Source organism: Azospirillum sp. TSH100 (assembly GCF_004923295.1).
Classification (GTDB): Bacteria; Pseudomonadota; Alphaproteobacteria; order Azospirillales; family Azospirillaceae; genus Azospirillum.
In genome coordinates this window covers 53325-78816 of sequence record NZ_CP039639.1, presented here as the reverse complement: position 1 = coordinate 78816, position 25492 = coordinate 53325, and the positions used below count along the sequence as shown (strand labels likewise).

Annotated in this window: 19 protein-coding genes, 5 tRNA genes and 1 pseudogene; 16 read left to right on the top strand and 9 right to left on the bottom strand. The window is 68.2% G+C overall.

Annotated features, from left to right (window positions below):
- Window positions 1–4 precede the first annotated feature (4 nt).
- Window positions 5–403 carry a RidA family protein gene (locus E6C72_RS28435; RefSeq protein ID WP_109442897.1) on the bottom strand — a complete coding sequence of 133 codons (399 nt, stop codon included), beginning with the start codon at window positions 401–403 and terminating at the stop codon, window positions 5–7.
- 152 nt (window positions 404–555) lie between these two features.
- Here E6C72_RS28435 and E6C72_RS32755 point away from each other — a divergent pair.
- A pseudogene (locus tag E6C72_RS32755) lies at window positions 556–1137 on the top strand (TetR/AcrR family transcriptional regulator); the annotation flags it as partial.
- A 92-nt stretch (window positions 1138–1229) separates the two neighbouring features.
- Here the strand turns inward: E6C72_RS32755 and E6C72_RS28425 are convergent.
- From E6C72_RS28425 to E6C72_RS28395, 7 genes are all read right to left on the bottom strand, one after another.
- Window positions 1230–3068 carry an IlvD/Edd family dehydratase gene (locus E6C72_RS28425; protein ID WP_109442898.1) on the bottom strand — a complete coding sequence of 613 codons (1839 nt, stop codon included), beginning with the start codon at window positions 3066–3068 and terminating at the stop codon, window positions 1230–1232.
- Window positions 3069–3160: 92 nt separating this feature from the next.
- Window positions 3161–5170, bottom strand: a complete 2010-nt coding sequence (locus E6C72_RS28420; protein ID WP_109442899.1) for a methyl-accepting chemotaxis protein — start codon at window positions 5168–5170, stop codon at window positions 3161–3163.
- Window positions 5171–5211: 41 nt separating this feature from the next.
- The gene (locus E6C72_RS28415) at window positions 5212–6150 is read right to left on the bottom strand and encodes a Gfo/Idh/MocA family protein (protein ID WP_109442900.1); all 939 of its coding nucleotides are present in this window, start codon (window positions 6148–6150) and stop codon (window positions 5212–5214) included.
- 49 nt (window positions 6151–6199) lie between these two features.
- The gene (gene mmsB / locus E6C72_RS28410; RefSeq protein WP_109442901.1) at window positions 6200–7399 is read right to left on the bottom strand and encodes a multiple monosaccharide ABC transporter permease; all 1200 of its coding nucleotides are present in this window, start codon (window positions 7397–7399) and stop codon (window positions 6200–6202) included.
- A complete protein-coding gene (mmsA, locus tag E6C72_RS28405; protein WP_109442902.1) occupies window positions 7396–8976 on the bottom strand; it encodes a multiple monosaccharide ABC transporter ATP-binding protein in 1581 nt (526 codons plus the stop codon). The genes mmsB and mmsA overlap by 4 nt, the downstream gene beginning before the upstream one ends.
- 96 nt (window positions 8977–9072) lie before the next feature.
- Window positions 9073–10161, bottom strand: coding sequence for a multiple monosaccharide ABC transporter substrate-binding protein (gene chvE / locus E6C72_RS28400; protein ID WP_109442903.1), 1089 nt, complete (start codon window positions 10159–10161; stop codon window positions 9073–9075).
- A gap of 118 nt (window positions 10162–10279) precedes the next feature.
- Window positions 10280–11308, bottom strand: coding sequence for a LysR family transcriptional regulator (locus tag E6C72_RS28395; protein ID WP_109442904.1), 1029 nt, complete (start codon window positions 11306–11308; stop codon window positions 10280–10282).
- 188 nt (window positions 11309–11496) lie between these two features.
- Between E6C72_RS28395 and E6C72_RS28390 the strand changes: the two genes are divergently transcribed.
- The 15 genes from E6C72_RS28390 (at window position 11497) to E6C72_RS28320 (ending at window position 24747) form a co-directional block, all read left to right on the top strand.
- Window positions 11497–12390: an SMP-30/gluconolactonase/LRE family protein gene (locus E6C72_RS28390; protein WP_109442905.1), complete on the top strand. Its 894-nt coding sequence runs from the start codon at window positions 11497–11499 to the stop codon at window positions 12388–12390.
- A 49-nt stretch (window positions 12391–12439) separates the two neighbouring features.
- Window positions 12440–13366: a dihydrodipicolinate synthase family protein gene (locus E6C72_RS28385; RefSeq protein ID WP_109442906.1), complete on the top strand. Its 927-nt coding sequence runs from the start codon at window positions 12440–12442 to the stop codon at window positions 13364–13366.
- Window positions 13367–13395: 29 nt separating this feature from the next.
- Window positions 13396–14976, top strand: coding sequence for an aldehyde dehydrogenase (NADP(+)) (locus tag E6C72_RS28380; RefSeq protein ID WP_136700866.1), 1581 nt, complete (start codon window positions 13396–13398; stop codon window positions 14974–14976).
- A 140-nt stretch (window positions 14977–15116) separates the two neighbouring features.
- Complete coding sequence (locus E6C72_RS28375) at window positions 15117–16271, top strand: porin (protein ID WP_136700846.1); 1155 nt, start codon at window positions 15117–15119, stop codon at window positions 16269–16271.
- Window positions 16272–16721: 450 nt separating this feature from the next.
- On the top strand, window positions 16722–17690 hold the full coding sequence (gene ytfQ, locus E6C72_RS28370; protein WP_109865385.1) for a galactofuranose ABC transporter, galactofuranose-binding protein YtfQ: 969 nt from the start codon (window positions 16722–16724) through the stop codon (window positions 17688–17690).
- Between the two features lie 79 nt (window positions 17691–17769).
- Complete coding sequence (gene ytfR / locus E6C72_RS28365) at window positions 17770–19338, top strand: galactofuranose ABC transporter, ATP-binding protein YtfR (protein ID WP_109865386.1); 1569 nt, start codon at window positions 17770–17772, stop codon at window positions 19336–19338.
- Window positions 19335–20378, top strand: a complete 1044-nt coding sequence (locus E6C72_RS28360; protein ID WP_109865387.1) for an ABC transporter permease — start codon at window positions 19335–19337, stop codon at window positions 20376–20378. Before ytfR ends, E6C72_RS28360 begins: the two co-directional genes overlap by 4 nt.
- A complete protein-coding gene (yjfF, locus tag E6C72_RS28355; protein ID WP_109865388.1) occupies window positions 20375–21361 on the top strand; it encodes a galactofuranose ABC transporter, permease protein YjfF in 987 nt (328 codons plus the stop codon). The genes E6C72_RS28360 and yjfF overlap by 4 nt, the downstream gene beginning before the upstream one ends.
- Window positions 21361–22392, top strand: coding sequence for an aldose epimerase family protein (locus E6C72_RS28350; RefSeq protein WP_109865389.1), 1032 nt, complete (start codon window positions 21361–21363; stop codon window positions 22390–22392). The genes yjfF and E6C72_RS28350 overlap by 1 nt, the downstream gene beginning before the upstream one ends.
- A gap of 96 nt (window positions 22393–22488) precedes the next feature.
- Complete coding sequence (locus E6C72_RS28345; protein ID WP_109865390.1) at window positions 22489–24138, top strand: phospholipase D-like domain-containing protein; 1650 nt, start codon at window positions 22489–22491, stop codon at window positions 24136–24138.
- A 74-nt stretch (window positions 24139–24212) separates the two neighbouring features.
- Window positions 24213–24299 (top strand) — tRNA-Leu (locus tag E6C72_RS28340).
- Between the two features lie 38 nt (window positions 24300–24337).
- Window positions 24338–24413: transfer RNA gene (locus tag E6C72_RS28335), tRNA-Ala, on the top strand.
- Between the two features lie 73 nt (window positions 24414–24486).
- A tRNA-Asp gene (locus E6C72_RS28330) sits at window positions 24487–24563 on the top strand.
- Between the two features lie 4 nt (window positions 24564–24567).
- Window positions 24568–24642, top strand: a tRNA-Gly gene (locus E6C72_RS28325).
- Between the two features lie 30 nt (window positions 24643–24672).
- Window positions 24673–24747 (top strand) — tRNA-Val (locus E6C72_RS28320).
- Window positions 24748–24915: 168 nt separating this feature from the next.
- Here E6C72_RS28320 and E6C72_RS28315 read toward each other — a convergent pair.
- On the bottom strand, window positions 24916–25374 hold the full coding sequence (locus E6C72_RS28315; protein ID WP_109444066.1) for a hypothetical protein: 459 nt from the start codon (window positions 25372–25374) through the stop codon (window positions 24916–24918).
- Window positions 25375–25492 lie beyond the last annotated feature (118 nt).

The window sequence follows — 25492 nt, the reverse complement described above, 5'->3', positions numbered from 1 at the left end:
TCGTTCAGGCGGCTGCGGCAATATGGGCGATGACCTTGATCTCGAAATCGAAGCCAGCCAGCCAGGTCACTCCCACCGCGGTCCAGTTGGGATAGGGCGGCCCGCCAATGACCTTGTCGCGCACGGCCATGATGGTCTCGAACTGGTTGGCCGGGTCGGTGTGGAAGGTGGTGACGTCCACGACGTCGTCGAGCGTGCAGCCTGCGGTCTTGAGGACGTTCTTGAGGTTTTCGAAAGCCAGTTGCACCTGCTTCTCGAAGTCGGGTTCCGGCGAACCGTCCGCGCGGCTGCCGACCTGCCCCGAAACGAACAGGAAGTCGCCCGAGCGGATTGCCGCCGAGTAACGGTGATTCTCATAGAGCGCGTGCCGGCTTTCGGGAACGATGGCCTCGCGTTGAGCCATTGGATTCTTCCTCCTTGCTGAGGGGCGGGCGATTTCGGGCTGAGCAGCCCGGCCCTGCGTCGGTCTTCACAATCGGGGCATGGTTTGATATACGCCTCGTATGTGAATGACGGCATACATACGCCCCGTATGTCAATACACATACGATACGTATGTCAGGAGAAAAGACCGTGGCCGGAAAGAAACGCGCCGAGATGATCGAAGAGACCCGCGCCAAGCTGGTCAGGTCCGCGCGCAAGGCCTTTTCCGAGAAAGGCTATGCGGCTGCCTCGATGGACGAACTGACGGCGGAGGCGGGGCTGACGCGCGGGGCGCTCTATCACAATTTCGGCGACAAGCGGGGCCTTCTGCAGGCGGTGGTCGACCAGATCGACGGGGAAATGGCGACACGTGCGCGCGTGATCGGCAGCTTGGCTGGCGACGGCTGGGAAGGGCTGCTGGCGGAGGGTGTCGCCTATATCGAGATGGCGCTGGAGCCCGAGGTCCAGCGCATCGTGCTGCTCGACGGACCGGCGGTTCTGGGCGATCCGTCGCAATGGCCCAGCCAGAACAGTTGCCTCCAGGCGACTCTCGACACGGTGACGGCACTCATTGCGCAAGGCATCGTCAAGCCGGTGGATGCCGAAGCGGCCGCCCGGCTTCTGAACGGCGCAGCGCTGAATGCCGCCCTCTGGGTTGCGGCCAGCGACCGGCCGCAAGAGGTGCTGGCCAAGGCGGTCGAGGCATTCCGGACGCTTGCCGGGGGCTGCTGGCCTCTCCCGGCCGATGACCGGCGCAGAAGCCGGGGTGCCCGCGACGCTGCCGCGGGCACCCCGGCATTGCCGCGTCAGTGGTTGTCGCGCGGGATCCCCATCGTCTGGGCGACGCGCTGGTACTTGACCGCCGGCTTCAGGACCATGCCTTCGTCCAGCTGGTCGACGATGCCGCGCTGGATTTCCTGCCAAGGGGTCTGGGAGGCCGGGGCGGGGTAGCCGCCGGCGGCTTCCAGGGCGGCCTTGCGGTCGGCAAGCTCCGCTTCCGGGATCAGGATGTCGGCGCTGCCGCGGCGCAGGTCGATGCGCACGCGGTCGCCGCTGCGCAGCAGGGCGAGGCCGCCGTTGGCCGCCGCCTCCGGCGAGGCGTTGAGGATCGAGGGCGAACCCGACGTGCCGGACTGGCGGCCGTCGCCGATGCAGGGCAGGGAATGGATGCCCTGCTTGATCAGGTCGGCGGGCGGACGCATGTTCACCACCTCGGCCGCACCCGGATAGCCGATGGGGCCGGCACCGCGGATCACCAGGATTGTGTAGGCGTCGATGCCCAGCGACGGATCGTCGATGCGGTGGTGATAGTCCTCCGGGCCGTCGAAGACCACGACCTTGCCCTCGAAGGCTTCCGGGTCCCGCGGGTTGGACAGGTAGCGCTCGCGGAACTCGTCGGAGATCACGCTGGTCTTCATGATGGCGGCGTTGAACAGGTTGCCGCGCAGCACGACGAAGCCGGCGTTGATCTTCAGCGGGTCGTCGATCGGGTGGATGACACGGGTGTCGAGGATCTCCGTGTTGCGGCAGTTCTCGCCGATGGTGCGGCCGTTGACGTTGGGGGCGTCCTCGCGGATCAGGCCCTTGGTCATCAGCTGACCGACCACGGCCGGCACGCCGCCGGCGCGGTGGAAGTCCTCGCCCAGATACTCGCCGGCCGGCTGGAGATTGACCAGCAGCGGAACGTCCAGCCCATGGGTCTGCCAGTCGTCGACCGTCAGCGGCACGCCGATGTGCTTGGCGATGGCGTTGATGTGGATCGGCGCGTTGGTCGAACCGCCGATCGCCGAATTGACGACGATGGCGTTGAGGAAGGCGTCGCGGGTCAGGATGTCCGACGGCTTGATGTCCTGGCGCACCATCTCGACGATGCGCTTGCCGGTCTCGTAGGCCGCCTGCTGGCGCTCGCGGTAGGGGGCGGGGATCGCGGCGGAGCCGGGGAGCTGCATGCCCAGCACCTCCGCCAGCGAATTCATGGTCGAGGCGGTGCCCATCGTGTTGCAGTAGCCGGTCGAGGGGGCCGAGGAGGCCACCAGCTCGATGAAGCCCTGATAGTCGATCTCGCCGGCCGCCATCATCTGGCGCGCCTTCCACACGATGGTGCCGGAGCCGGTGCGCTCGCCGCGGAACCAGCCGTTCAGCATCGGGCCGACCGACAGGGCGATGGCCGGGATGTTGACGGTGGCGGCGGCCATCAGGCAGGCCGGGGTGGTCTTGTCGCAGCCGATGGTCAGCACGACGCCGTCAAGCGGATAGCCGTGCAGAACCTCGACGAGGCCGAGATAGGCGAGATTGCGGTCGATCGAGGCGGTCGGCCGCTTGCCGGTCTCCTGGATCGGGTGGACCGGGAATTCGATGGCGATGCCGCCGGCGGTGCGGATGCCTTCACGCAGCCGTTCGGCCAGAACCAGATGATGGCGATTGCACGGGCTGAGGTCCGACCCGGTCTGGGCGATGCCGATGATCGGGGCGCCGGACTGAAGCTCTTCCCGCGTCAGGCCGAAATTCAGGTAACGCTCCAGATAGAGCGCGGTCATGTCGGGATTGGCGGGGTTGTCGAACCACGCGCGCGAACGCAGACGCCGTTCTGAACCGGGGGCTGAACCGTCGGCATTGGCGGGGAAGGGGGGCTTCGTCTCGGACATATCGACACCGGTTTCAGGTTGGGGCGCGGACCGGACGGCCCGGCGCCGGAGTTGTGGGTGTGTCTGGCTGGTCTTGCAGGACCATGGTCGGATCAGGCCGCGCGCATGTCCGCCAGGAAGCGGGACACGCAGCCTCGCAGGTCGTCGGCCTCGCCGGACAGGCCGTCGGCGGCGGATTTGACCTGACGCGATGCGTCGCTGGTGGCCTGGAAGGCGTGGGTCACGCCGGTGATGTTGTCGCGGACATCCTGGGTGCCGCGGGCGGCGCGCTGGATGCTGCCGCTGATCTCGTTGGTCGCCGCCCGCTGCTCGCCGATGGCGCTGGCGATGGTGGTGGAGACCTCGTTGACCTCGCCGATGACCTTGGTGATCTCGGTGATGGCGCCGGCCGCCTCGCTGCTGACGCGCTGGACGGCGACGATCTGCGCCTCGATCTCCTCGGTCGCCCTGGCGGTCTGGGCGGCGAGGCTCTTCACCTCGTTCGCCACCACGGCGAAGCCGCGTCCCGCCTCGCCGGCCCGTGCCGCCTCGATGGTGGCGTTCAGCGCCAGCAGGTTGGTCTGGGCTGCGATGGAGCCGATCAGCTGAACCACGTCGCCGATCTGGCGGGCGACGCCGGTCAGGCTGCGTACCGTCTCGTCGGTGACGCGGGCGATGCCGACCGCCTGTTCGGTCACCTCGGCGCTGTGGGCGACGTGCTGGCTGATGGCGGCGATGGAGACGGCCAGCTCCTCGGCGGCGGCGGCCACCGTCTCGACGCTGCCGGTGGTCTCGCCGGAGCAGCGGACGGCGTCGCCCGCCAGCCGGCTGGTCTCCTCGGTGGTCGACTGGATGGTCTGGGCGGTCGACTGGAGCTGGGTGGCGGCGCTGGCGACGCGGCCGAGCGTGCTTTCCACCATCCGCTCGAACTCCTGGGTCAGGCGGTCGATGCGCTCGCCGCGGCGGACGCGGGCCTCATGCTCGGCGGCCTTGTCGGCGGCCATGCGGTCGGCCTCGATCAGTCCGGCCTGGAAGACCTGCACGGCCTTGGCCATGCCGCCGATCTCGTCGCGGCGGGCGAGCCCGGGGATGGTGACGGAGCGGTCGCCGCCGGCCAGCCGGGTCATGGCGTCGGTCATGGCGACCACCGGGCGCGACAGGTTGCGGGCGATCAGCACGGCCGCGGCAAGGCCGAGGATCAGGCCGGCGGCCGATGCGATGGCCATGGCCCGGCGATAGCCGGCGATGTCGGCGGTGGTGTCGGCGCGCAGCTGCTGTTCGTCGTTCACGCCCTGTTCGGTCAGGCTGCGGGCCTGATCGCCGATGGCGGTGCCGAGCGGGGTCAGCGTGTCGTTGACCAGGGCGTCGCGGCGCTGGGTGGTCTCCACCAGCCGGTCGAAGCCGGCGGCGTAGCCGTCGAGCGTCTTGAGGAAGGCGGACACCAGACCGCGCAGCGCCGGATCGGTCAGCGTCTTCGCCATGGCGTCGCCATTCTGGGCGGCGGTCTTCAGCTCGGTCCGGGTCGCGGTGGCGAGGCCGGCCGAGCCCTCTCCCTGGAAGCGGGCGGCGACGGTGCGGGCGGCCTGGACATGCATCGCCGCCTGGGCGGCGAGGTTCAGGGCGTCGACGTTGCCGCTGCCCTTGGCGTTGGTCAGGATGGTGCTGAGCATGGTCTGGAGCTTCGCCCCGAACTTCGCCACCTCGGCCACCGCCTCGCTGCGCTGGGTGTGGGCGTCGCGGACGGCGGCGAAGCTGTCGCGATACTGGGCGACCCGGGCCTTCATCTGCTGCACGGCTGCGGTGTCACCGCCGCCGGCAAGGCGCTGGTCGACGGCGGCGACGAGGTTCGCGGCCTCCGTCGACAGGGAGGTGACGGCATCGGCATCCTCGTCGCGGCCGTTCAGCAGGAAGGCGGTGGTCTTCAGCCGCATGTCCAGCATCAGGGTCTGCATGCGGCCGAGATCGACCACCTGTTCCGCCAGCACGCCGTTGCGGCGCACCACCGTCTCCGTCTCCGACAGGGCGTTGATGCCCACGCCGGCGACGGCGGCGAGGAACAGCAGGATGCCGGCGCTGCCGGCGGTGATCCGGTGGCCGATGCGGGTGCCGATCGCTATGGGCATGCGGTGGATCTCCCTGTTGCGGGCCCTGGCGTGAAGGGATGCTACCAGTCGAAGGAGGCGGTGCGGTGCCAGCGGCCGACCATGCAGGCATCGGCGACCAGCGACAGCGGGCGGCCGTCGACATCGCTCGCCCCATCGCCGATCAGGCGGTGGAAATGGCGGTAGATGCGCTGATACTCGGTGTCGGGCTCGGCGAGGACCGGCGCGCCGTCCGCGAACAGGCGGGTGCCGCCATGGGTCAGGTCGAGCCGGCCATCGGCCGTGTCGATGACGATCGACCAGGTCTGCTCGCCCTGCTGGAGGAAGTCGAAATCGGCGGTGACGCGGCCGATGCGCGAGCCGGGGGCCGCACTCATCTCCAGCGTCGCGGCGATCGGAGTGTCGCGGTTGGCCGGCACATGCAGGTCGGCGGAGCGGACGAAGACCGGCGCCGGCAGGATGTCGGTCAGGATCGACAGGGCGTTGATGCCTGGATCGAAGACGCCGAAGCCGCCGGCCGCGAAGATCCAGTCCTGGCCCGGATGCCAGCGCCGCACATCCTCCTTCCAGGTGATGGCGACGCTGCGGATGGTGGTGTCAGCCAGCCGGCACTTGGTCTCTTCGACCGCCGGGTTGAACTGCGAATGCCAGGCGGTGAACAGGGTGCGCCGCGCGGCCCCGGCCTCGGCCACCAGATCGTGAAGCTCCGACAGGGTGGCGGCGGGCGGCTTCTCGATCAGCACATGCTTGCCGGCGCGCAGCGCCTCAACCGTCAGGCCGTGGCGGACGCCGGGCGGGGTGCAGAGCGCGACCGCGTCCAGGCCGGGCAGGGCGGCCAGCATCTCCGCCTGGGTGCGGAAGGTCGGCACGCCGTCAGCGGTGGCACCGTCCGGGCTGACCACGGCGGCGAGCCGGAACAGGCCGGTGGCGGCAATCGCCGGGATATGCTGGTCGCGGGCGATCTTTCCCAGACCGACAAGTCCGAGGGTGGGGAGCGTCATGGCAATATGTCCGGTCGGGGAAGGGGAGGCGCGACCCATGAGGGCCGCGTCAGGCCTTGCCCTTGTTGTAGACGTCGAAGCAGACGGCGGCGAGCAGCACCAGCCCCTTGATCACCTGCTGCCAGTCGATGCCGATGCCGAGGATCGACATGCCGTTGTTCATCACGCCCATGATGAAGGCGCCGATCACCGCGCCGGTCACCCGGCCGACACCGCCAGACGCCGAGGCACCGCCGATGAAGCAGGCGGCGATCACGTCCAGCTCGAACGACACGCCGGCCTTCGGCGTGGCGGTGTTCAGGCGGGCGGCGAAGATCAGGCCGGCCAGCGCGGCCAGCACGCCCATGTTGACGAAGGTGTAGAAGGACAGGCGGCGGGTGTCGATGCCCGACAGCTTGGCGGCCTTCTCGTTGCCGCCCAGCGCGTAGATGCGGCGGCCGATGGTGGTGTCGCGGGTGACGAAGGCGTAGAGGCCGATCAGCAGCGCCATGATGATGAGGACGTTCGGCAGGCCCTTGTAGGTCGACAGCAGCCAGCCGACATAGGCGACCACGGCGAACAGGCCGGCGCTCTTCAGCAGGAACAGGGCCAGCGGCTCCTGTTCGATGGCGAAGCGGTGGCGGCGGATGCGGGCGGCGACGCTGAAGGCGATCAGGATCGCCGGGGTCGCCAGGCACAGCACCAGCGTGGTGGTGTGGAAGCCCTGGGTGCCGAAGATGTCCGGGATGAAGCCGGAGCTGAGGCGCTGGAACTCCACCGGGAAGGGGCCGACGGACTGGCCGGCCAGCAGGGCGAGGCTGAGGCCGCGGAAGACCAGCATGCCGGCCAGCGTCACGATGAAGGACGGGATGCGGAAATAGGCGACCCAGTAGCCCTGGGCGGCGCCGATGGCCGCACCGGCGATCAGGCTGACGATGGCGGTCGGGATGAAGTGCCAGTGGAACTGCACCATCAGGATGGCGGCCAGCGCGCCGATGAAGCCGACGATGGAGCCGACCGACAGGTCGATGTGCCCGGCGACGATCACCAGCAGCATGCCCAGCGCCATGATGACGATGTAGCTGTTCTGGAGAACGAGGTTGGTGAGGTTCAGCGGCTGCAGCAGCGTGCCGTCGGTGACGTACTGGAAGAAGGCGACGATCGCCAGCAGCGAGATCAGCATGCCGTAATCGCGCATGTGGCTCTTCAGGAACTTGGCCATCGAGGCCTGGCGCGGCTGCTGGGCGGGCAGGTTCAATTCGGCACTCATTGCAGGGACTCCCGGGCAGCAGCGGCGACGGCGGCGCGCGCCGCCGTGGCTTTCGAGGCGGACGACATGATGGCGTGCATGATCTTTTCCTGGCTGGCCTCGGCCGCCGGCATCTCGGCGACCAGCGCGCCTTCGTTCATCACATAGATGCGGTCGGCGACACCGAGAAGCTCCGGCAGTTCGGACGAGATCAGGATGACGCCGCGGCCTTCGGCCACCAGCTGGTTGACGATGGTGTAGATTTCATATTTGGCGCCGACGTCGATGCCGCGGGTCGGCTCGTCCAGGATCAGCACCTGCGGGTCGGCGAACAGCCATTTGCTGAGCACGACCTTCTGCTGGTTGCCGCCGGACAGGTTGACCGTCTGCTGGAACACGTCGGAACAGCGGATGCGCAGGCGGCGGCGGAAGTCGTTGGCGACCTCGATCTCGCGCTCGTGGTGGATGACGCCGCGCTTGGCCACACCGTCCAGATTGGCCAGCGTCACGTTATGGCGGATGTCGTTGTCCAGCACGAGGCCGTAATGCTTGCGGTCCTCGGTGGCATAGGCGAGGCCGTTGTCCATCGCCTTGCGGATGGTCGACACGTCGATCTCGCGCCCGCCGAGGAAGGCCCGGCCCCGGATGTTGCGGCCGTAGGAGCGGCCGAACAGGCTCATGGCGAATTCGGTGCGGCCGGCGCCCATCAGGCCGGCGATGCCCACCACCTCGCCCCGGCGGACATGCAGGTCGATGTCCTTGACGATGCGGCGGCCGGCATGGATCGGGTGGTCGGCGCTCCAGCCCTTCACCTCGAACAGGATGTTGCCCGGGTTGCTGGTGCGGCGCGGATAGCGGTCGGCGAGGTCGCGGCCGACCATGCCCTTGATGATGCGGTCCTGGCTGATCGGTGCGTCGTGGCAGTCCAGCGTCTCCACCGTGGTGCCGTCGCGCAGGATGGTGACGCGGTCGGCGACCTTGGCGATCTCGTTCAGCTTGTGCGAGATCAGGATGGAGGAGATGCCCTGTTCCTTGAAGCGCAGCAGCAGGGCCAGCAGCGCGTCGCTGTCGCTCTCGTTCAGGCTGGCGGTCGGCTCGTCCAGGATCAGCAGCTTGACCTGCTTGGACAGGGCCTTGGCGATCTCCACCAGCTGCTGCTTGCCGACGCCGATGTCGGTGATGAGCGTCTCCGGCGAATCGGTCAGCCCGACCATGCGCAGCAGTTCACGCGCGCGCGCGGTGGCGGCGACCCAGTCGATCCGGCCCCGTTTCGCCTGTTCGTTGCCGAGAAACAGATTCTCGGTGATCGACAGCAGCGGCACCAGCGCCAGTTCCTGGTGGATGATGATGATGCCCAGCTTCTCGCTGTCGGCGATGCCGCGAAAGGCGACGGGCTGGCCGCGGAAGCGGATTTCGCCCTCGTAGGTGCCGTGCGGGTAGACGCCGCTGAGCACCTTCATCAGCGTCGATTTGCCGGCGCCGTTTTCGCCGATCAGCGCGTGGATCTCCCCCTCGCGGACCGAGAGGTTGACGTTGTCGAGCGCCTTGACGCCCGGAAACGTCTTTGTGATGCCGCGCATCTCAAGAATGCTGTCCATGGATAAATCCCCGATCGCCCGGCTGTACGGTTCGACCTGCCGTTGGGCGTGGCGCGGAAGCGGGGGCCATCCGGCCCCCGCTTCCGCGCCGTTCACTCACTTGATCTGCGATTCCTTGTAGTAGCCGCCGTCGACCAGGACCTGCTTCCAGTTCGTGGCGTCGACCAGCACCGGCTTCAGCAGATAGGAGGGGACGACCTTCTTGCCGTTGTCGTAGGTCTTGGTGTCGTTGACCTGCGGGGTGCGGCCGGCCAGCAGGTCATCGACCATGCCAACCGTGACCTTCGCCAGTTCGCGGGTGTCCTTGAAGACGGTCGAGCGCTGCTCCCCCGCCAGGATCGACTTGACCGACTGCACCTCGGCGTCCTGGCCGGTGACGACCGGCATCGGCTGCGAGGCCGAGCCGTAGCCGACGCCCTTCAGCGAGGAGATGATGCCGATGCTGAGACCGTCATAGGGCGACAGCACGGCGTCCACCCGCTTGTTGCCGTAATAGGCGCTCAGCAGATTGTCCATGCGGGCCTGGGCGACGGCGCCGTCCCAGCGCAGGGTCGACACCTTGTCCATGCCGACCTGGCCGCTGCCGACCTTCAGCTTGCCGCTGTCGATGTAGGGCTGCAGCACCGACATGGCGCCGTTGTAGAAGAAGTAGGCGTTGTTGTCGTCGGGCGAACCGCCGAACAGCTCGATGTTGAACGGACCCTTGCCGTCCTTCAGGCCCAGCGCCTTCTCGATGTAGGAGGCCTGGAGGACGCCGACCTGGAAGTTGTCGAAGGTGGCGTAGTAGTCGACATTGGCCGAACCGCGGATCAGGCGGTCGTAGGCGATGACCTTCACACCCTGCTCCGCCGCCTTCTGCAGCACGTCGGTCAGCGTCGTCCCGTCGATGGCGGCGATCACCAGAACCTTTTCGTTCTTGGTGACCATGTTCTCGATCTGGGCGAGCTGGTTGGGGATGTCGTCCTCTGCATATTGCAGGTCGGTCTTGTATCCCTTTTCCTGGAAATACTTGACCATGTTGTTGCCGTCGTCGATCCAGCGCGCCGACGACTTGGTCGGCATGGAGATGCCGACGGTCGGCTTGGTCTGGGCCATGGCCGGGGCACCGGCGCCGGTGGCGACCAGAATGCCGACGGCGAGGCCGGCGAATTTGGAAGTGATGGAAATGCGCTTAGCGGACGACATGGACCGGAATCCTCCCCGTTACTACGGCACGCGATACGCCGCCCCCGCGTTCTGTGGCGCGGATGGCGTTTGACGCGATGGTTGGTGTCCCTAGCAATCCTCCCTTTTCCCATAACTGTCAAATATGATTATTCGGCAAATCGATATGAATTTCGGTATCGACCATCACGGCGGTCGGGGTGGCCGCCGCCTTCTGCCGCATCTTGCGCTCCGACGCTGCGCGCACCGCCGACAGCACGGTGCGGGCGCCCGGCGACAGCGGCCGGTCCTTCAGCCAGAAGATGCCATAAGGCTCGACGCTGAAACGCTTGTGGAAGGGCATGATGGCGCAGCAGCCGCTGGGCGAGAACACCTGGGCGAGAGCGCGGGCGAAGACGGTCACCGAATCGGTTTCCGCCACCATCGCCATGGAGATGACGGGAGAGGCGCTTTCGATCACCTTGTGCGGCAACCGGGCGCCTTCGGCGCGGAACAGCGCCTCCACCCGGTCGCGCAGCAGGGTGCCGACGGGCTGGAGGATCCAGGTGGCGTCGGTCAGGTCGGCGGCGGTCAGCGGACGGCCGAGCCGCAGCAGCGGGTTGCCGTCGCGGCAGATGAAGCACAGCTCCTCGCTGCTGATCTCCTGATATTCGAAGGCGGTGGGGTCGAAATGGCCGGGCAGGCGGCCGATGGCGAAATCCATCACCCCCTGGCGGACCCGGTCGGCCAGCACGTCGCTGGTCTCCACCGCCACGGCGATCTTCAGGTTGGGATGCTCGCGGGTCAGGCTGCTGATGACCGGCACCATCAGCTCCACCGCCGGGGCCATGACGGTGCCGATCGACACCCGGCCGCTGTGGCCGGCGAGCAGGGTGTTCAGCTCCTCACCCGTCTCCTGCAACTCGCTGAGGATCATCCGGGCATGGCGGATCATCATGCTGCCGTACCAGTTCGGCTCGATCCCGCGGCCGTGCCGGTCGAACAGCTCGATCCCCAGCGTCTCCTCCAGGTCGCCCAGCAGTTTGGAGGCGGCGGGCTGCGACATGTTCAGGCTGGCGGCGGCGCGGTGCAGGTTGCGGTGCTCGTCGAGCGCCGCGAACAGCTGGAGATGGCGCAGCTTCAGCCTCGCCTTCTGGAACCAGTTCGGCGCGAAACGTTGGGTGGTCACGGGCGGATGCCTCCGATGGGCGGGGACGCCTTGATCGCGGGATGTCGGGGATACGACATTTGGTATCGCAAGCGCCGATCTTCATATTGGACGATTATCAAGAGGCCCCTTATCGTTTGGGCCGTCAACAAAATTTAAAAAGGCCGCTGTCGGGAGCGGCCATCGGGGCGATGGGGGAGTAAAGCGGCATGGCGCAGGAAGCGCGTTGCGTCTGGCAGGTCCGGGCGCTGCTGGGGGAAGGTCCGCTCTGGTCCCCGCGGCAGGATGCCGTCTATTTCGTCGACATCCGGGGATCCCGCATCCTGCGCCGCGGCCTGTCCGACGGTTCGCAGGCGGGGTGGGAACTGGAGGATGCCGCCTGCTGGCTGGTGGAAAGCGCCGATGGCGACGGCTTCATCGCCGGCCTGCGCTCGCGCCGGGTGGTCCGGCTGCGGCTGGAGCCTGGTCAGGTGACGATCACCGGGGAGATTGCCCGAATCGAGCCCGACGGGTTCGGCAACCGCCTGAACGACGGCAAGGCCGACGCCCTGGGCCGGCTGTGGATCGGCAGCATGGACGATGCGGAGGAGGCGCCGGCCGGCAGCTTCTACCGCATCGACGCCGATGGGGCGGGAGGCGGCTCGGTCACGCAGGTCGACACCGGCTACACCGTCGCCAACGGCCCGGCGCTGTCGCCGGACGGCCGGACGATCTACCACACCGACAGCGCGGCGCGGACCGTCTATGCCTTCGACATCGGCGCCGACGGCGGCCTGTCGGGCAAGCGTGTCCATATCCGCTTCACCGAGGCCGACGGCTATCCCGACGGCATGACCTGCGATGCCGAGGGCGGCCTGTGGATCGCCCATTGGGACGGTGCCCGCGTCAGCCGGTTCCGCCCCGACGGGACCCTGGACCGCGCGGTCGCGCTGCCGGTGTCCCGCGTCACCTCCTGCGTTTTCGCCGGTCCGGACCTGGACCGGCTGTTCATCACCACCGCGGCGCATGGCCGGGATGAGGAGCCGCTGGCAGGATCGCTGTTCGAGTGTGATCCGGGCGTGCGCGGCCTTCCGCCCTGCGGGTTCGGAAGCCTGCGCTCCTGAACCGTTGCGCCCACTGTCGCTTAAGATTTCGAGGAAGGACCCTACCGCCATGTCGTCCAGCGCCCGCCCCTATCGTGGCGTCTTCCCAGTCGTCCCCACCATCTTCACCGAATCGGGAGAACTGGACCTCGATGGTCAGAAGCGCTGCGTCGATTTCATGATCGACGCCGGCTCCACCGGCCTGTGCATCCTCGCCAACTTCTCCGAACAGTTCGTGCTGACCGACGACGAGCGCACGGTGCTGATGGAGACGATGCTGTCCCATGTCGCCGGCCGGGTGCCGGTGATCGTCACCACCACCCATTTCAGCACCCGCGCCTGCGCCGACCGCAGCCGCCGCGCCCAGGATCTGGGGGCCGCGATGGTCATGGTGATGCCGCCCTATCACGGCGCCACCATCCGCGTGCCGGAGGCGGGAATCGTCGAGTTTTTCCAGCGGGTGTCCGACGCCATCGACATTCCGATCATGATCCAGGACGCGCCGGTCAGCGGCACGCCGCTGCCGGCCCCGCTGCTGGCCCGCATGGCGCGCGAGATCGCCAACGTCTCCTATTTCAAGATCGAGGTGCCGCAGGCGGCGGCCAAGCTGCGCACCCTGATCGAGCTGGGCGGCGACGCCATCGAGGGGCCGTGGGACGGCGAGGAGGCGATCACCCTGCTGGCCGACCTCGACGCCGGCGCCACCGGTGCCATGACCGGCGGCGGCTATCCGGACGGCATCCGCCAGATCGTCGATCCCTACCTGGCCGGCGACCGTGAGGCGGCGGTGGCCGCCTATGGGCGCTGGCTGCCGCTGATCAACCACGAGAACCGCCAGTGCGGCATCGCCACCGCCAAGATCCTGATGAAGGAGGGCGGCGTCATCAAGTCCGACGCGATGCGCCACCCGATGGCCAGCCCGCACCCCATCAGCCGCGAAGGCCTGCTGGACGCCGCCAAGCGGCTCGATCCGCTGGTGCTGCGCTGGGCGCGCTGAGCGGCCATCGAGCCAAGGAGACACCGTACATGACCATCACCGGCGAGATGCTGATCGGCGCCCAGGCGCATCGCGGCAGCCAGAGCGAGTTCCGCGGCTTTGACCCCGCCACGGGCGAGGCGCTGGAGCCCGTGTTCGGCGGCGGCGGTGCCGCCGAGGTCGAGCGTGCCTGCGCGCTGGCCTGGGCCGCCTTCGACGCCTTCCGCGAAACCGGCCTGGAGCAACGCGCCGCCTTCCTGGAGACGGTCGCCCAGAACATCCTCGACATCGGCGACGACCTCATCACCCGCGCCATGGCCGAGACCGGCCTGCCGCGCGCCCGTCTGGAGGGCGAGCGCGGCCGCACCGTCGGTCAGCTCCGCCTGTTCGCCCAGGTCGTGCGCGAGGGCAGCTGGCTCGAGGCCCGCATCGATCCCGCCATGCCGGCGCGCGCGCCGCTGCCGCGCGCCGACCTGCGTCAGCGCCACATCCCGCTGGGACCGGTCGCGGTGTTCGGCGCGTCGAACTTCCCGCTGGCCTTCTCGGTGGCGGGCGGCGACACCGCGTCGGCCTTCGCCGCCGGCTGCCCGGTGGTGGTCAAGGGCCATGGCGCCCACCCCGGCACCTCGGAACTGGTCGGCCGCGCCGTCCAGGCGGCGGTCGCCTCCTGCGGCCTGCCCGAGGGCGTCTTCTCGCTGCTGTTCGGCAATGGCCGGGACATCGGCACGGCGCTGGTCGCCGATCCGCGCATCAAGGCGGTCGGCTTCACCGGCTCGCGCGGCGGCGGGGTGGCGCTGATGGGGGTGGCGGCCAGGCGGCCGGAGCCGATCCCGGTCTATGCCGAGATGAGCAGCATCAACCCGGTCTTCCTGATGCCGGCGGCGCTGGCGTCGCGCGCCGAGGCGCTGGGCAAGGCCTTCGTCGCCTCGCTGACCATGGGCGCCGGCCAATTCTGCACCAACCCCGGCATCCTGCTGGCGGTGGAGGGTCCGGACCTCGACCGCTTCGTCGCGGCGGCGGTGGAGGCTCTGGGTGGCAGCGCCGCCTCGACCATGCTGACGCCGGGCATCCATGCCGCCTTCGACAGCGGCGTGGCGAAGCTGGCCGACAGCGCTGCGGTGGAGACGCTGGCCCGCGGTCTGGCCTGCAGCGGGCCGAACCAGGCGCAGGCGGCCTTCTTCACCACGACGGCTGAGGCCTTCCTGGCTGATACGGAGTTGCAGGAGGAGGTGTTCGGCGCCGCGTCGCTGCTGATCCGCTGCCCGGACGTGGCGGCGATGACGGCGGTTGCCGAGCGTCTGGAAGGACAGCTGACGGCGACGGTGCAGATGGATGCCGAGGACAAGGCGGCGGTGGCGGGTCTGATCCCGACGCTGGAGCGCAAGGCCGGCCGCATCCTGGCGAATGGCTGGCCGACGGGGGTCGAGGTCTGCCACGCGATGGTGCATGGCGGTCCGTTCCCGGCGACGTCGGACCCGCGCAGCACCTCGGTCGGCACGCTGGCGATCCGCCGCTTCCTCCGCCCGGTCTGCTATCAGGACATCCCCGCAGAGCTGCTGCCGGAAGCCCTGCGCGACGGCAATCCGCTCGCGCTGTGGCGCAGGGTCGACGGAACCCTCGGCAAGGAGTGAACACCGCCTCGCTGCGTCAGGGGAGCGCTGACGCAGGATCGCCGTCCCCACCTGGCCGACCGCCGGGAGGATGGCCGCAGGACCGCTCCGGTTTGGCACCTTGGACGCAATAACAAGCAACGTTAAAAGAGGAAATCCTGATGGTGAGATCCGCTCTGCTGCTTGGAGCAGCCACCCTTTCTCTCGCCTTGGTCATGGGGGCCGGTTCGGCCTCGGCCCAGTCGAAGTTCGACATCACGCTTGGCGGCGACGCCTATTTCGAGGGCGGCTACGTCAACCAGGACCGTGACAGCGGCCTGCGCAACACCGAGTTCCGCAACCGCCTGCGCTTGCTGGTGACGCCGAAGGCCAAGGCCGACAACGGGCTGGAATACGGCGCCCGCATCCGCCTGCTGGCGGAGAACGGCACGGGCAACGTCCGCACCGTCACCAATGACCGCGCCTTCATGTTCGTCAACGGCAGCTTCGGCACTGTGCATCTGGGTGTCGAGAACGGCCCCAGCGACGACAGCGGCGTGATCGCCCCGTCCGACTGGGGCACCGGCGGCGTCGACGGCTCCTTCCCGTCCTGGCTCGGCAACAGCGCCGCCAACGCGCCGGTCACCATCGGCAACATCCGCGCGCTGATCTCCGGCAACAGCGCCACCCGCGCCACCTACTGGACCCCGGAATTCGCCGGCTTCAAGTTCGGCGCCTCCTACCAGCCCTCCTCGGACAGCAGCAACACCGACATCAACCGCTCCAAGCTGGCGCTGGCCTCCGCCAACCGCACCGGCGCCTACCGCGACGTCTATGAAGTCGGCGGCACCTACACCAACACGCTGGGCGGCGTGGCGGTCAACGGCAGCCTGTTCTATCTCGGCGGCCAGGCCAAGAACTCCACCACCACCCCGGCGGCGAGCTTCGACGATCTGTCCTCGACCCATGCCGGCCTGACGCTGGCCTATGCCGGCTTCAAGATCGGAGGCAGCTATGCCTGGTCGGGCGACAGCGGCTATGCCAAGTCCAGCGCCACCATCGTCAGCCGCGAGAAGCAGGACGTCTGGACCGCCGGCGCCCAGTACACCTTCGGCGCCACCACGCTCGGTGTCGGCTACCTGAACGCCAAGGATGCCGGCGACCTCACCGTCCGCGGCCGCAGCAAGTTCGAGCTGTTCACCGTCGGCGCCAAGTATGTCGTCGCACCCGGCTTCAGCGTCGCGCCCGAATACAACCACTTCAAGCTCAGCTCCGACGTCGCCGCAAACAGCGACAAGGGCGACATCTTCATCATCCGCACCGATCTCGCATTCTAATAGCCCGGGCTCGAAACCTCGGGTTAAGAGCCTCGGGCTCTGAAAAAGGGCCAACTGACGTCCTGGCCTTTTTCTTCTCCTTCGGCTTCGCGCCGCCGCGGCGATCTTGTCCATCCCACCGCGGCGGTCGCGTCCCGGCGCGCTCTCCCTCGGGTGCGTCGGCCCCGCTTCAGAGCGAAGCGGGGTCTCCTGACGGCCGGGCTGCGTTTGCCGCCCGGCCATTTTTTTATCCAATTCCAGGTGAGATCTTCGGCTGGATATATCCTTTTCGGGATCGCATCGGTCGAGAATCGTATTGGACAGTTATGGTTCTACGTACTTAAAGTAGGCGTGACGAACAAATTCGGACCGGGCTGCGATCACGATCTTTCCGCGCCCCGTCCCGTCGCCTGCCCCTCCTCCAATCACCGCAATAAAACCTCGCCATAAATCCTCTAGGGAGTGAATCGGATGTCCAGGAAATGGGTGATCTCCGCCGCCACCGCCGCTGCGGCGCTGTTCATCGGACTGGGCGGCGTCCAGGCCGCCGACAAGAAGCTGGTCGTCGGCTTCTCGCAGATCGGCTCCGAATCGGGCTGGCGCGCGGCTGAGACCAAGACCGCCAAGGCCGAAGCCGACAAGCGCGGCATCGACCTGAAGATCTCCGACGCCCAGCAGAAGCAGGAGAACCAGATCAAGGCGGTGCGCTCGTTCGTCGCCCAAGGCGTCGATGCGATCTTCATCGCGCCGGTGGTGGCGACCGGCTGGGACTCGGTGCTGAAGGAGGCCAAGGAGGCCAAGATTCCGGTGGTTCTGCTCGACCGCCAGATCGAGACCAAGGACCAGAGCCTCTACATGACCGCCGTCACCTCCGACACCGTGCATGAGGGCCGGGTGGCCGGCGAGTGGCTGGCCAAGCAGACCGGCGGCAAGTGCGCCGTGGTCGAGCTGCAGGGCACCGTCGGCTCGTCGCCCGCCATCAACCGCAAGAAGGGCTTCGACGAGATCGTCGCCAAGAATCCGGGGATGAAGATCATCCGCACCCAGTCCGGTGACTTCACCCGTGCCAAGGGCAAGGAGGTGATGGAGAGCTTCATCAAGGCCGAGAATGGCGGCAAGGGGATCTGCGCCGTCTACGCCCACAATGACGATATGGCCGTCGGCGCCATCCAGGCGATCAAGGAAGCCGGCCTGAAGCCGGGCAAGGACATCCTGGTTGTCTCGATCGACGGCGTGCCGGACATCTTCAAGGCGATGGCCGAGGGCGAGGCGAACGCCACGGTCGAGCTGACGCCGAACATGGCCGGTCCGGCCTATGACGCGCTGATCGCCTTCAAGAAGGATGGCAAGGCGCCGCCGAAGTGGATCCAGACGGAATCGAAGCTGTTCACGCCGGACACCGCCAAGGCCGAGTACGAGCGCCGCAAGGACGCCTACTGATCGGGGTTGAGGTCCATGGCTGCGGGAGCACCCCTCCCGCGGCCTCACATGTTTTGTTGCGCATCCGGCGAGGTCCGCCATGACGGCATCCACCGCTCCCCCTTCCGCATCTTCCTCGGGGCCGCTGCTGGCGATCCGTGGGTTGTCCAAGGCCTTCCTCGGCGTCCAGGCGTTGGACGGCGTCGACTTCACCCTGCGCCATGGCGAAATCCATGCCCTGCTGGGCGAGAATGGCGCCGGCAAATCGACGCTGATCAAGACGCTGACCGGTGTCTATCAGCGCGACGGCGGCACCGTGGCGCTGGAAGGGCGGGAGATCGCGCCGCGCGGGGTCGAGGAGGCGCAGCGCCTGCACATCGGTACCGTCTATCAGGAGGTCAACCTGCTGCCGAACCTGTCGGTGGCGGAGAATTTGTTCCTGGGGCGCCAGCCGATGCGTTGGGGGCTGGTCGACCGCGGTGCCATGCGGCGGCGGGCGCGGGCGGTGCTGCAACCCTACGGGCTGTCCATCGACGTGACCGCGCCGCTCGGGCGCTTTTCGGTCGCCACCCAGCAGATCATCGCCATTGCCCGGGCGGTCGACATGTCGGCCAAGGTGCTGATCCTCGACGAGCCGACTGCCAGCCTCGACGCGCAGGAGGTGGCGGTGCTGTTCCGGGTGATGCGGACCCTGCGGTCGCGCGGCATCGGCATCGTCTTCGTCACCCATTTCCTCGACCAGGTCTATGAGGTCTGCGACAGCATCACCGTGCTGCGCAACGGCCGGCTGGTCGGCGAACGGCGCACGGCGGACCTGCCGCGCCTCGACCTCGTCGCCATGATGCTGGGGCGGGAGCTGGAGGCGGCGGCGCACCGCATCGACCTCGGCCCGGCGGAGGTGGACAGCCGTCCGCCGCTGGCCAGTTTCAAGGGATTCGGCAAGGCGCGCAGCGTCGAGCCCTTCGACCTCGACATCCGCCCCGGCGAGGTGGTGGCGCTTGCCGGATTGCTGGGCTCCGGCCGGACCGAGACCGTGCGGCTGGTCTTCGGCATGGACCGTGCCGACAAGGGCGAGGCGGCGGTGGACGGGCAGGCGGTGCGGCTGAAGGGGCCGCGCGACGCCGTGCAACTCGGTTTCGGCTTCTGCCCGGAGGATCGCAAGAAGGAGGGCATCGTCGGCGAGTTGTCGGTGCGCGAGAACATCATTCTGGCGCTCCAGGCGCGGCAGGGCTGGCTGAAGCCGATCCCGCGCCGCCGCCAGGAGGAGATCGCCGACCGCTTCATCCGCCTGCTCGACATCCGCACGCCGGACGCCGAACGGCCGATCCAGCTGCTGTCGGGCGGCAACCAGCAGAAGGCGCTGCTGGCGCGCTGGCTGGCGACCGAACCGCGGCTGCTGATCCTCGACGAGCCGACGCGGGGCATCGATGTCGGCGCCCATGCCGAGATCATCCGCCTGATCGAGCGGCTGTGCGCCGACGGCATGGCGCTGCTGGTGGTCTCGTCGGAGCTTGAGGAGATCGTCGCCTACAGCCGCCGCGTCGTCGTGCTGCGCGACCGCCGCCATGTGGCGGAACTGAGGGGAGGGGAGGTCAGCGTGGAGCGCATCGTCGCCGCCATCGCGTCGGAGACGCCGGCCACCGGATCGGGCGCGGAGGTGCGGCAATGACGCTGTCCGCCCCCGGCCCGTCGCGCAACCTGCCGCAATATGGCGCGCTGATCGCCGTTCTGCTGGCCAACTGGCTGCTGTTCCCCGATTTCTTCGCCATCCGTCTTCAGGACGGCCGGCTGTTCGGCAGCCTGATCGACGTGCTGAACCGCGGCGCCCCGGTGGCGCTGCTCGCCATCGGCATGACGATGGTCATCGCCACCCGCGGTGTCGACCTGTCGGTGGGTGCGGTCATGGCGATCTCCGGCGCCATCGCCGCCACCATGACCGGGGCGGGCTGGAGCCTGCCGGCGGTGCTGGCGGCGTCGCTGGCGGCAGGCCTGCTGTGCGGGCTGTGGAACGGGCTGCTGGTGGCGGTTCTGCGCATCCAGCCGATCATCGCCACTCTGATCCTGATGGTCGCCGGCCGCGGCATCGCCCAGCTGGTGACCGAGGGGCAGATCGTCACCTTCACCAGCCCGGCGCTGGCCTTCATCGGCAGCGGATCCTTCCTGACCGTCCCGATGCCGGTGGTGCTGACCATCGTGGCGCTGGCGGTCACGGCGCTGCTGGTGCGGGCGACCGCGCTGGGGCTGATGATCGAGGCGGTCGGCGTCAACCGGCTGTCGAGCGCCGGGGCCGGCGTCAACACGCCGGTGGTTCTGGTCGCCGTCTATGTCTGGTGCGGGCTGTGCGCGGCTGTGGCCGGGCTGATCGTCACCGCCGACATCCGCGGCGCCGACGCCAACAATGCCGGGCTATGGCTGGAGCTGGACGCCATCCTCGCGGTGGTGGTCGGCGGCACCTCGCTGCTTGGCGGGCGCTTCGGGCTGGTGCTGTCGGTGGTGGGGGCGCTGATCATCCAGTCGATGAACACCGGCATCCTGCTGAGCGGCTTCAAGCCGGAATTCAACCTGATCGTCAAGGCGGGCGTCCTGCTGGTCGTCCTGCTGCTGCAATCGCCGGCGCTGACCCTGTTGCTGCCGCGGCCCAAGGGCGCCCGGCCGATCGGGACGGTCAAGCCGCCGGTGGCGCCGACCAGCGGAGGGGCGAAACCATGACCGGTGCACTCCAGCGGTTCCTTCCGCTGATCGTCACCACCGCCGTGCTGGTGGTGGGCTTCCTGATCTGTGCCGCGCAGTTCCCCAACTTCGCCTCCTGGCGGGTGGTGGGCAACCTTTTGACCGACAACGCCTTTCTCGGCATCACCGCGGTCGGCATGACCTTCGTCATCCTGTCCGGCGGGATCGACCTGTCGGTGGGTGCGGTGATCGGCTTCACCACCGTGCTGTTGGCCGTGCTGATCGAGCAGGGCGGCTGGCACCCCATTCCCGCCTTCGCCGTGGCGCTGATCGCCGCCGGCGGATTCGGCGCGGCGATGGGCGGGGTGATCCATGTCTTCCAGATGCCGCCCTTCATCGTCACGCTGGCCGGCATGTTCATCGCCCGCGGCCTGGGCTTCGTCCTGACCACCGATTCGGTGCCGATCAACCACCCGCTCTATGGCGAGCTGAACGACATGGCGCTGCGCTTCGACTTCGGGCTGAAGCTGAGCCTGCCGGCGCTGCTGATGCTGGGGGTGGTGCTGGCGGCGGTGGTGCTGGCGCACTGGACGCGCTTCGGCGCCAACCTCTATGCGCTGGGCGGCAACCGCCAGTCGGCGGAGCTGATGGGCGTGCCGGTGGCGCGGACGACGGTGGCGGTCTACGGGCTGTCGGGGCTGCTGGCCGGGCTGGCCGGGATCGTCTTCTCGCTCTACACCGGCGCCGGCTATTCGCTGGCGGCTACGGGCGTGGAACTGGACACCATCACCGCGGTGGTGATCGGCGGCACGCAGCTGACCGGCGGCTACGGCTATGTCGTCGGCACCTTCGTCGGCGTGCTGATCCAGGGGCTGATCCAGACCTACATCACCTTCGACGGCAGCTTGAGCAGCTGGTGGACCAAGATCGCCATCGGCGTGCTGCTGTTCGTCTTCATCCTGTTGCAGAAGGGTCTGCTGGTGGTCTGGGCCGGCCGCGGCGGCGAACCGGCGGAGGCGTGATGCCCATCGAGAGATTTCTGTTCGATACGCACGAAGGACGGCCGGTCGAGGGCTTCATCCTGTCTGCCGGCGGGCTGGAGACGACGCTGACCGCCCATGGCGCCCGGCTGGTGCGGATGCTGGTTCCCGGCCGGGATGGAGTTTCGGCCGACGTGGTGCTGGGCTTCGACCGGCTGGCGGATTACCTGGCGAGCGACGCCTATTTCGGCGCCACCTGCGGCCGCTACGGCAACCGCATCGGCGGGGCGGCCTTCTCGCTGGATGGCGTGCGCTACGGGCTGGCCGTCAACGAGCCGCCGAACCAGCTGCATGGCGGGCCGGACGGGTTCGACCGGCGGATTTGGGACGCCCAGGTGGAGGAGGCGGAGAATGCCGTCACCTTCACCCTGGTCTCGCCCGACGGCGACCAGGGCTATCCCGGGACGCTGACGGCGACGACCCGCTACCAGCTGGGCGAGGACGGGGTGCTGGACATCCGGATGACGGCGACGACCGACCGGGCGACCATCGTCAACATCGTCCATCACAGCTATTGGAACCTGGGTGGGCATGCGTCGGGCGACCTGCGCGACCACCGGCTGACGGTGCGCGGCGGTTTCACCACGCCGGTCGGCGCCGACCTGATCCCGACGGGGGAGGTGCGGCCAGTGGACGGCACCCCCTTCGACCTGCGCGGCGGGGTGGTGCTGAGCGAGGCGCTGGACGCCGTCGGCGGCTTCGGCTTCGACCACAACTGGTGCCTGGAGGGACCGGCGGGGGAGCTGCGGCCGGTGGCGGTGCTGGAGCATCCCGGCAGCGGCCGGCGGATGGAGCTGGCGACCGACCAGCCCGGCCTTCAGGTCTATACCGGCGGCTATCTCAGCGAGAAGATCGTCGGCAAGGGCGGGCAGCCCTATCGCCGCTTCGCCGGTCTGGCGCTTGAATGCCAGCGCTTCCCCGGCAGCCCGAACATCGGCCATTTCCCGTCGGCGCGGCTCGATCCCGGCGAGACCTACCGGCACCGCATGCAGCTGCGATTCCGGACGAGCTGAGGCGGGAAGCGGAACCGTCCGCCGGCCCGCGGGGTTCATCGAAGGCACGGCAGCGGTCCCGCTGCCGACCCCGCGATGCCGGAAGGAAGGGTCCACATGTCTGCGACGCCGGGAACTGCCCGACGAGGCTTCATACCGACCCCGGCCGGCCCGGTGCTGGTGCCCGGCCGGACCTGCTGGCGGCTTGAGAAGGCCGACCGTATGGCGGTCATCATCGACGCCGCCGCCTATTTCGCCCGGATCAAGGCGGCGATCCTCCATGCCCGCCATACGGTGATGCTGATCGGCTGGGATTTCGACACCCGGATCAAGCTCGAACCCGACGACCCGATGCCGGACGTCCCCAACGAGCTGGGCGATTTCCTGTCCTGGATCGTCCGGGTGCGGCCGGATCTGACGATCAACGTGCTGAAATGGGATTTGTCGGTCCTGAAGATGCCGTTCCGCGGCCGGACTCCGCTGGTGCTGCTCGACTGGATGAGCAGCCGGCGCCTGCGCTTCCGCCTGGACTCCGCCCATCCGCCGGGCGCCTGCCACCACCAGAAGATCGCCATCATCGACGACGCGCTGGCCTTCTGCGGCGGCATCGACATGACCACCGACCGCTGGGACACCCCCGACCATCGCGACGGCGATCCCCGCCGGGTGCGGCCGAACGGTCAGCCCTACGGCCCCTTCCATGACGTGACCACGGCGGTCGACGGCGACGCCGCGCGGGCGCTGGGCGACTTGGCGCGGGAGCGCTGGCGCCGGGCGACCGGCGAGGAACTGATCCCGCCGCCGCCGGTCGAGCCCTATTGGCCGGAGAATCTGGAGCCCGACTTCCGCGACATCCCCGTCGCCATCGCCCGCACGGATCCGATGGCCGATGATGAGGGGCGTGACAAGACGGGCAAGCGCGGCGTGCGCGAGATCGAGGCGCTGTATCTGGCCGCCATCGCCGCCGCCCGTCGGTTCATCTATCTGGAAAGCCAGTATTTCGCCTCCCAGCGCATCGTCGGTGCCATCGCCGCCCGCCTGGCGGAGCCGGATGGACCCGAGGTGGTGGTGGTCAACCCGGAGCGCACCCCCGGCTGGGTCGAGGAGGAGGCGATGGGCAGCGCCCGCTCGCTGCTGGTCCAGCGCCTGCGCGAACGCGATCCGCAGGGACGCTTCCGCATCCTGGCGCCGGTGACCGCGGGCGGGCAGGGCATCTATGTCCACGCCAAGGTGCTGGTGGTCGACGACCGGCTGCTGCGGGTGGGGTCGTCCAACATCAACAACCGCTCCCAGGGGCTGGACAGCGAGTGCGACCTCGCCATTGAAAGCCCGGACGGCGCATGCCCTGACGGCGAGCGGCCGGAGGTCTGCCGCGCCATCCGCTCCGTTCGCACCCGCCTGATGGCGGAGCATCTGGGCGTCGCGGTGGAGGAGGTGGAGCGGACGGAGGAGGCGACCGGGTCGCTGACCGCCACGGTCGACCGGCTGATGCGGCCCGACGGCCGTTCGCTCCGCCCGCTGGAGCCGGAGCCGCTGAGCGAGGCCGAGTGCCGGCTGGTCGACGATCGCCTGCTCGATCCCGACCGGCCGGAGCCGATGGCGGCGACCATCCTGCGCGGGGCGACGCTGTTCGGCGACGTGAACCGGACGGCGTGGCGCGTCGGTGCCGGGGTTGCCGCGGGGGCTGCGATTATGACGGTGGCGGCGGTTGGATTGGCGGTTCTGGCCCGCCGGAACGGGCTTGGGAAAAATTTTCGGGAAGGGTGAATTCTCTGCTTGCGGGCCGCGATCCATCCCGCTACATAAGCGCTCCCCGCGGCGCCCAACGCGGTGCGGGGAAAGCGCTTGTGGCGGAATTGGTAGACGCGCTAGGTTCAGGTCCTAGTGGCTGAAAGGCCGTGGGGGTTCGAGTCCCTCCAAGCGCACCAACACTCCAAGTGTTGGTGAAGAGGTGCAGAAGTATAGTGGGGCCATAGCTCAGCTGGGAGAGCGCTACAATGGCATTGTAGAGGTCAGGAGTTCGATCCTCCTTGGCTCCACCACTTCTGAAGGTTTGGGTTTGTTTTAGGTCTTGTCTGTCGGGGTGAAGCCTTGTAAAAGGCGCCGCTCCTCAGCGCGGGTGTAGCTCAGTTGGTTAGAGCGCCGGCCTGTCACGCCGGAGGCCGCGGGTTCAAGTCCCGTCACTCGCGCCACTTTGCGGGCGTAGCTCAGGGGTAGAGCACAACCTTGCCAAGGTTGGGGTCGAGGGTTCGAATCCCTTCGCCCGCTCCATGACTGGAGCGACAGTTTTTGGGTTCCCGTGGTCTCGTAGCTCAGCGGGAGAGCACTACGTTGACATCGTAGGGGTCACTGGTTCAATCCCAGTCGGGACCACCATTCTGAAGGCTGCCAACCGGAACGGGTTGGCAGCCTTCGCCATTTCCGGGCATCTGCCGGGCTCCGTCGAACCGTCCTGTCGGAGCGCCCCATTGGAGCGCCCCTTCGGGACCATGATGGCCGCGCCGTGGCGGGCAGCCCGTGCCATCCTGAAAATCTCCGCAGGTCTCAAATCCCCGCGGGCGGCCTGGGTTGGCTGGGCATGACCGGGATCGGACCACCGGCAACGGGAGGTGGCGCCGGCAGTGTCCGCAGCGACGCCTGGGCCGCGTCGCGCAGCGGGGAAAATCTGTCCGCCGGAAAACGGCGGATCAGCGTCTGGTAGGACGCACGCGCCACCTCCGTGCAGTTCAGAATGCGGAACTGGTCGCCCTGGCGCAGCAGGACGGCGGCCTCGTCCGTCATCGGATGGCCGGCGATGGAGGCCGCGACTCCGTACCATCGCCCATAGGCGGACCACAGGTCGCGCACCGCATCGCCGTCGCATTGGCCGGCGGTCAGCGCTTTTTCAAGGGCTTGGCGGTAATCGCTGTCGGGGGCCTGCGACAGTTGCGCGCAGCCTCCCAGGGCGAGCAGGCCAAAAGCGGCCACGGCCGCCGCAAGGACGGACGCCTTCGTTCCGGACATGGAACCTCCTCAAACACGGATGCGTGGCGACCGTAGGACATCAGGGTTAAACCAGCGTTCATGTTTGTAAGCGCCGGTTTTCAATCTCATCACTGCCGTTAACCATAGATGGCAAACG

Bases quoted from the DNA above. Each gene is read 5' to 3' on its own strand.
- E6C72_RS28435 (WP_109442897.1), bottom strand. From the start codon at position 403: ATGGCTCAACGCGAGGCCATCGTTCCCGAAAGCCGGCACGCGCTCTAT.
- E6C72_RS28425 (WP_109442898.1), bottom strand. From the start codon at position 3,068: ATGTCCGAGACGAAGCCCCCCTTCCCCGCCAATGCCGACGGTTCAGCC.
- E6C72_RS28420 (WP_109442899.1), bottom strand. From the start codon at position 5,170: ATGCCCATAGCGATCGGCACCCGCATCGGCCACCGGATCACCGCCGGC.
- E6C72_RS28415 (WP_109442900.1), bottom strand. From the start codon at position 6,150: ATGACGCTCCCCACCCTCGGACTTGTCGGTCTGGGAAAGATCGCCCGC.
- mmsB (WP_109442901.1), bottom strand. From the start codon at position 7,399: ATGAGTGCCGAATTGAACCTGCCCGCCCAGCAGCCGCGCCAGGCCTCG.
- mmsA (WP_109442902.1), bottom strand. From the start codon at position 8,976: ATGGACAGCATTCTTGAGATGCGCGGCATCACAAAGACGTTTCCGGGC.
- chvE (WP_109442903.1), bottom strand. From the start codon at position 10,161: ATGTCGTCCGCTAAGCGCATTTCCATCACTTCCAAATTCGCCGGCCTC.
- E6C72_RS28390 (WP_109442905.1), top strand. From the start codon at position 11,497: ATGGCGCAGGAAGCGCGTTGCGTCTGGCAGGTCCGGGCGCTGCTGGGG.
- E6C72_RS28385 (WP_109442906.1), top strand. From the start codon at position 12,440: ATGTCGTCCAGCGCCCGCCCCTATCGTGGCGTCTTCCCAGTCGTCCCC.
- E6C72_RS28380 (WP_136700866.1), top strand. From the start codon at position 13,396: ATGACCATCACCGGCGAGATGCTGATCGGCGCCCAGGCGCATCGCGGC.
- E6C72_RS28375 (WP_136700846.1), top strand. From the start codon at position 15,117: ATGGTGAGATCCGCTCTGCTGCTTGGAGCAGCCACCCTTTCTCTCGCC.
- ytfQ (WP_109865385.1), top strand. From the start codon at position 16,722: ATGTCCAGGAAATGGGTGATCTCCGCCGCCACCGCCGCTGCGGCGCTG.
- ytfR (WP_109865386.1), top strand. From the start codon at position 17,770: ATGACGGCATCCACCGCTCCCCCTTCCGCATCTTCCTCGGGGCCGCTG.
- E6C72_RS28360 (WP_109865387.1), top strand. From the start codon at position 19,335: ATGACGCTGTCCGCCCCCGGCCCGTCGCGCAACCTGCCGCAATATGGC.
- yjfF (WP_109865388.1), top strand. From the start codon at position 20,375: ATGACCGGTGCACTCCAGCGGTTCCTTCCGCTGATCGTCACCACCGCC.
- E6C72_RS28350 (WP_109865389.1), top strand. From the start codon at position 21,361: ATGCCCATCGAGAGATTTCTGTTCGATACGCACGAAGGACGGCCGGTC.
- E6C72_RS28345 (WP_109865390.1), top strand. From the start codon at position 22,489: ATGTCTGCGACGCCGGGAACTGCCCGACGAGGCTTCATACCGACCCCG.
- E6C72_RS28315 (WP_109444066.1), bottom strand. From the start codon at position 25,374: ATGTCCGGAACGAAGGCGTCCGTCCTTGCGGCGGCCGTGGCCGCTTTT.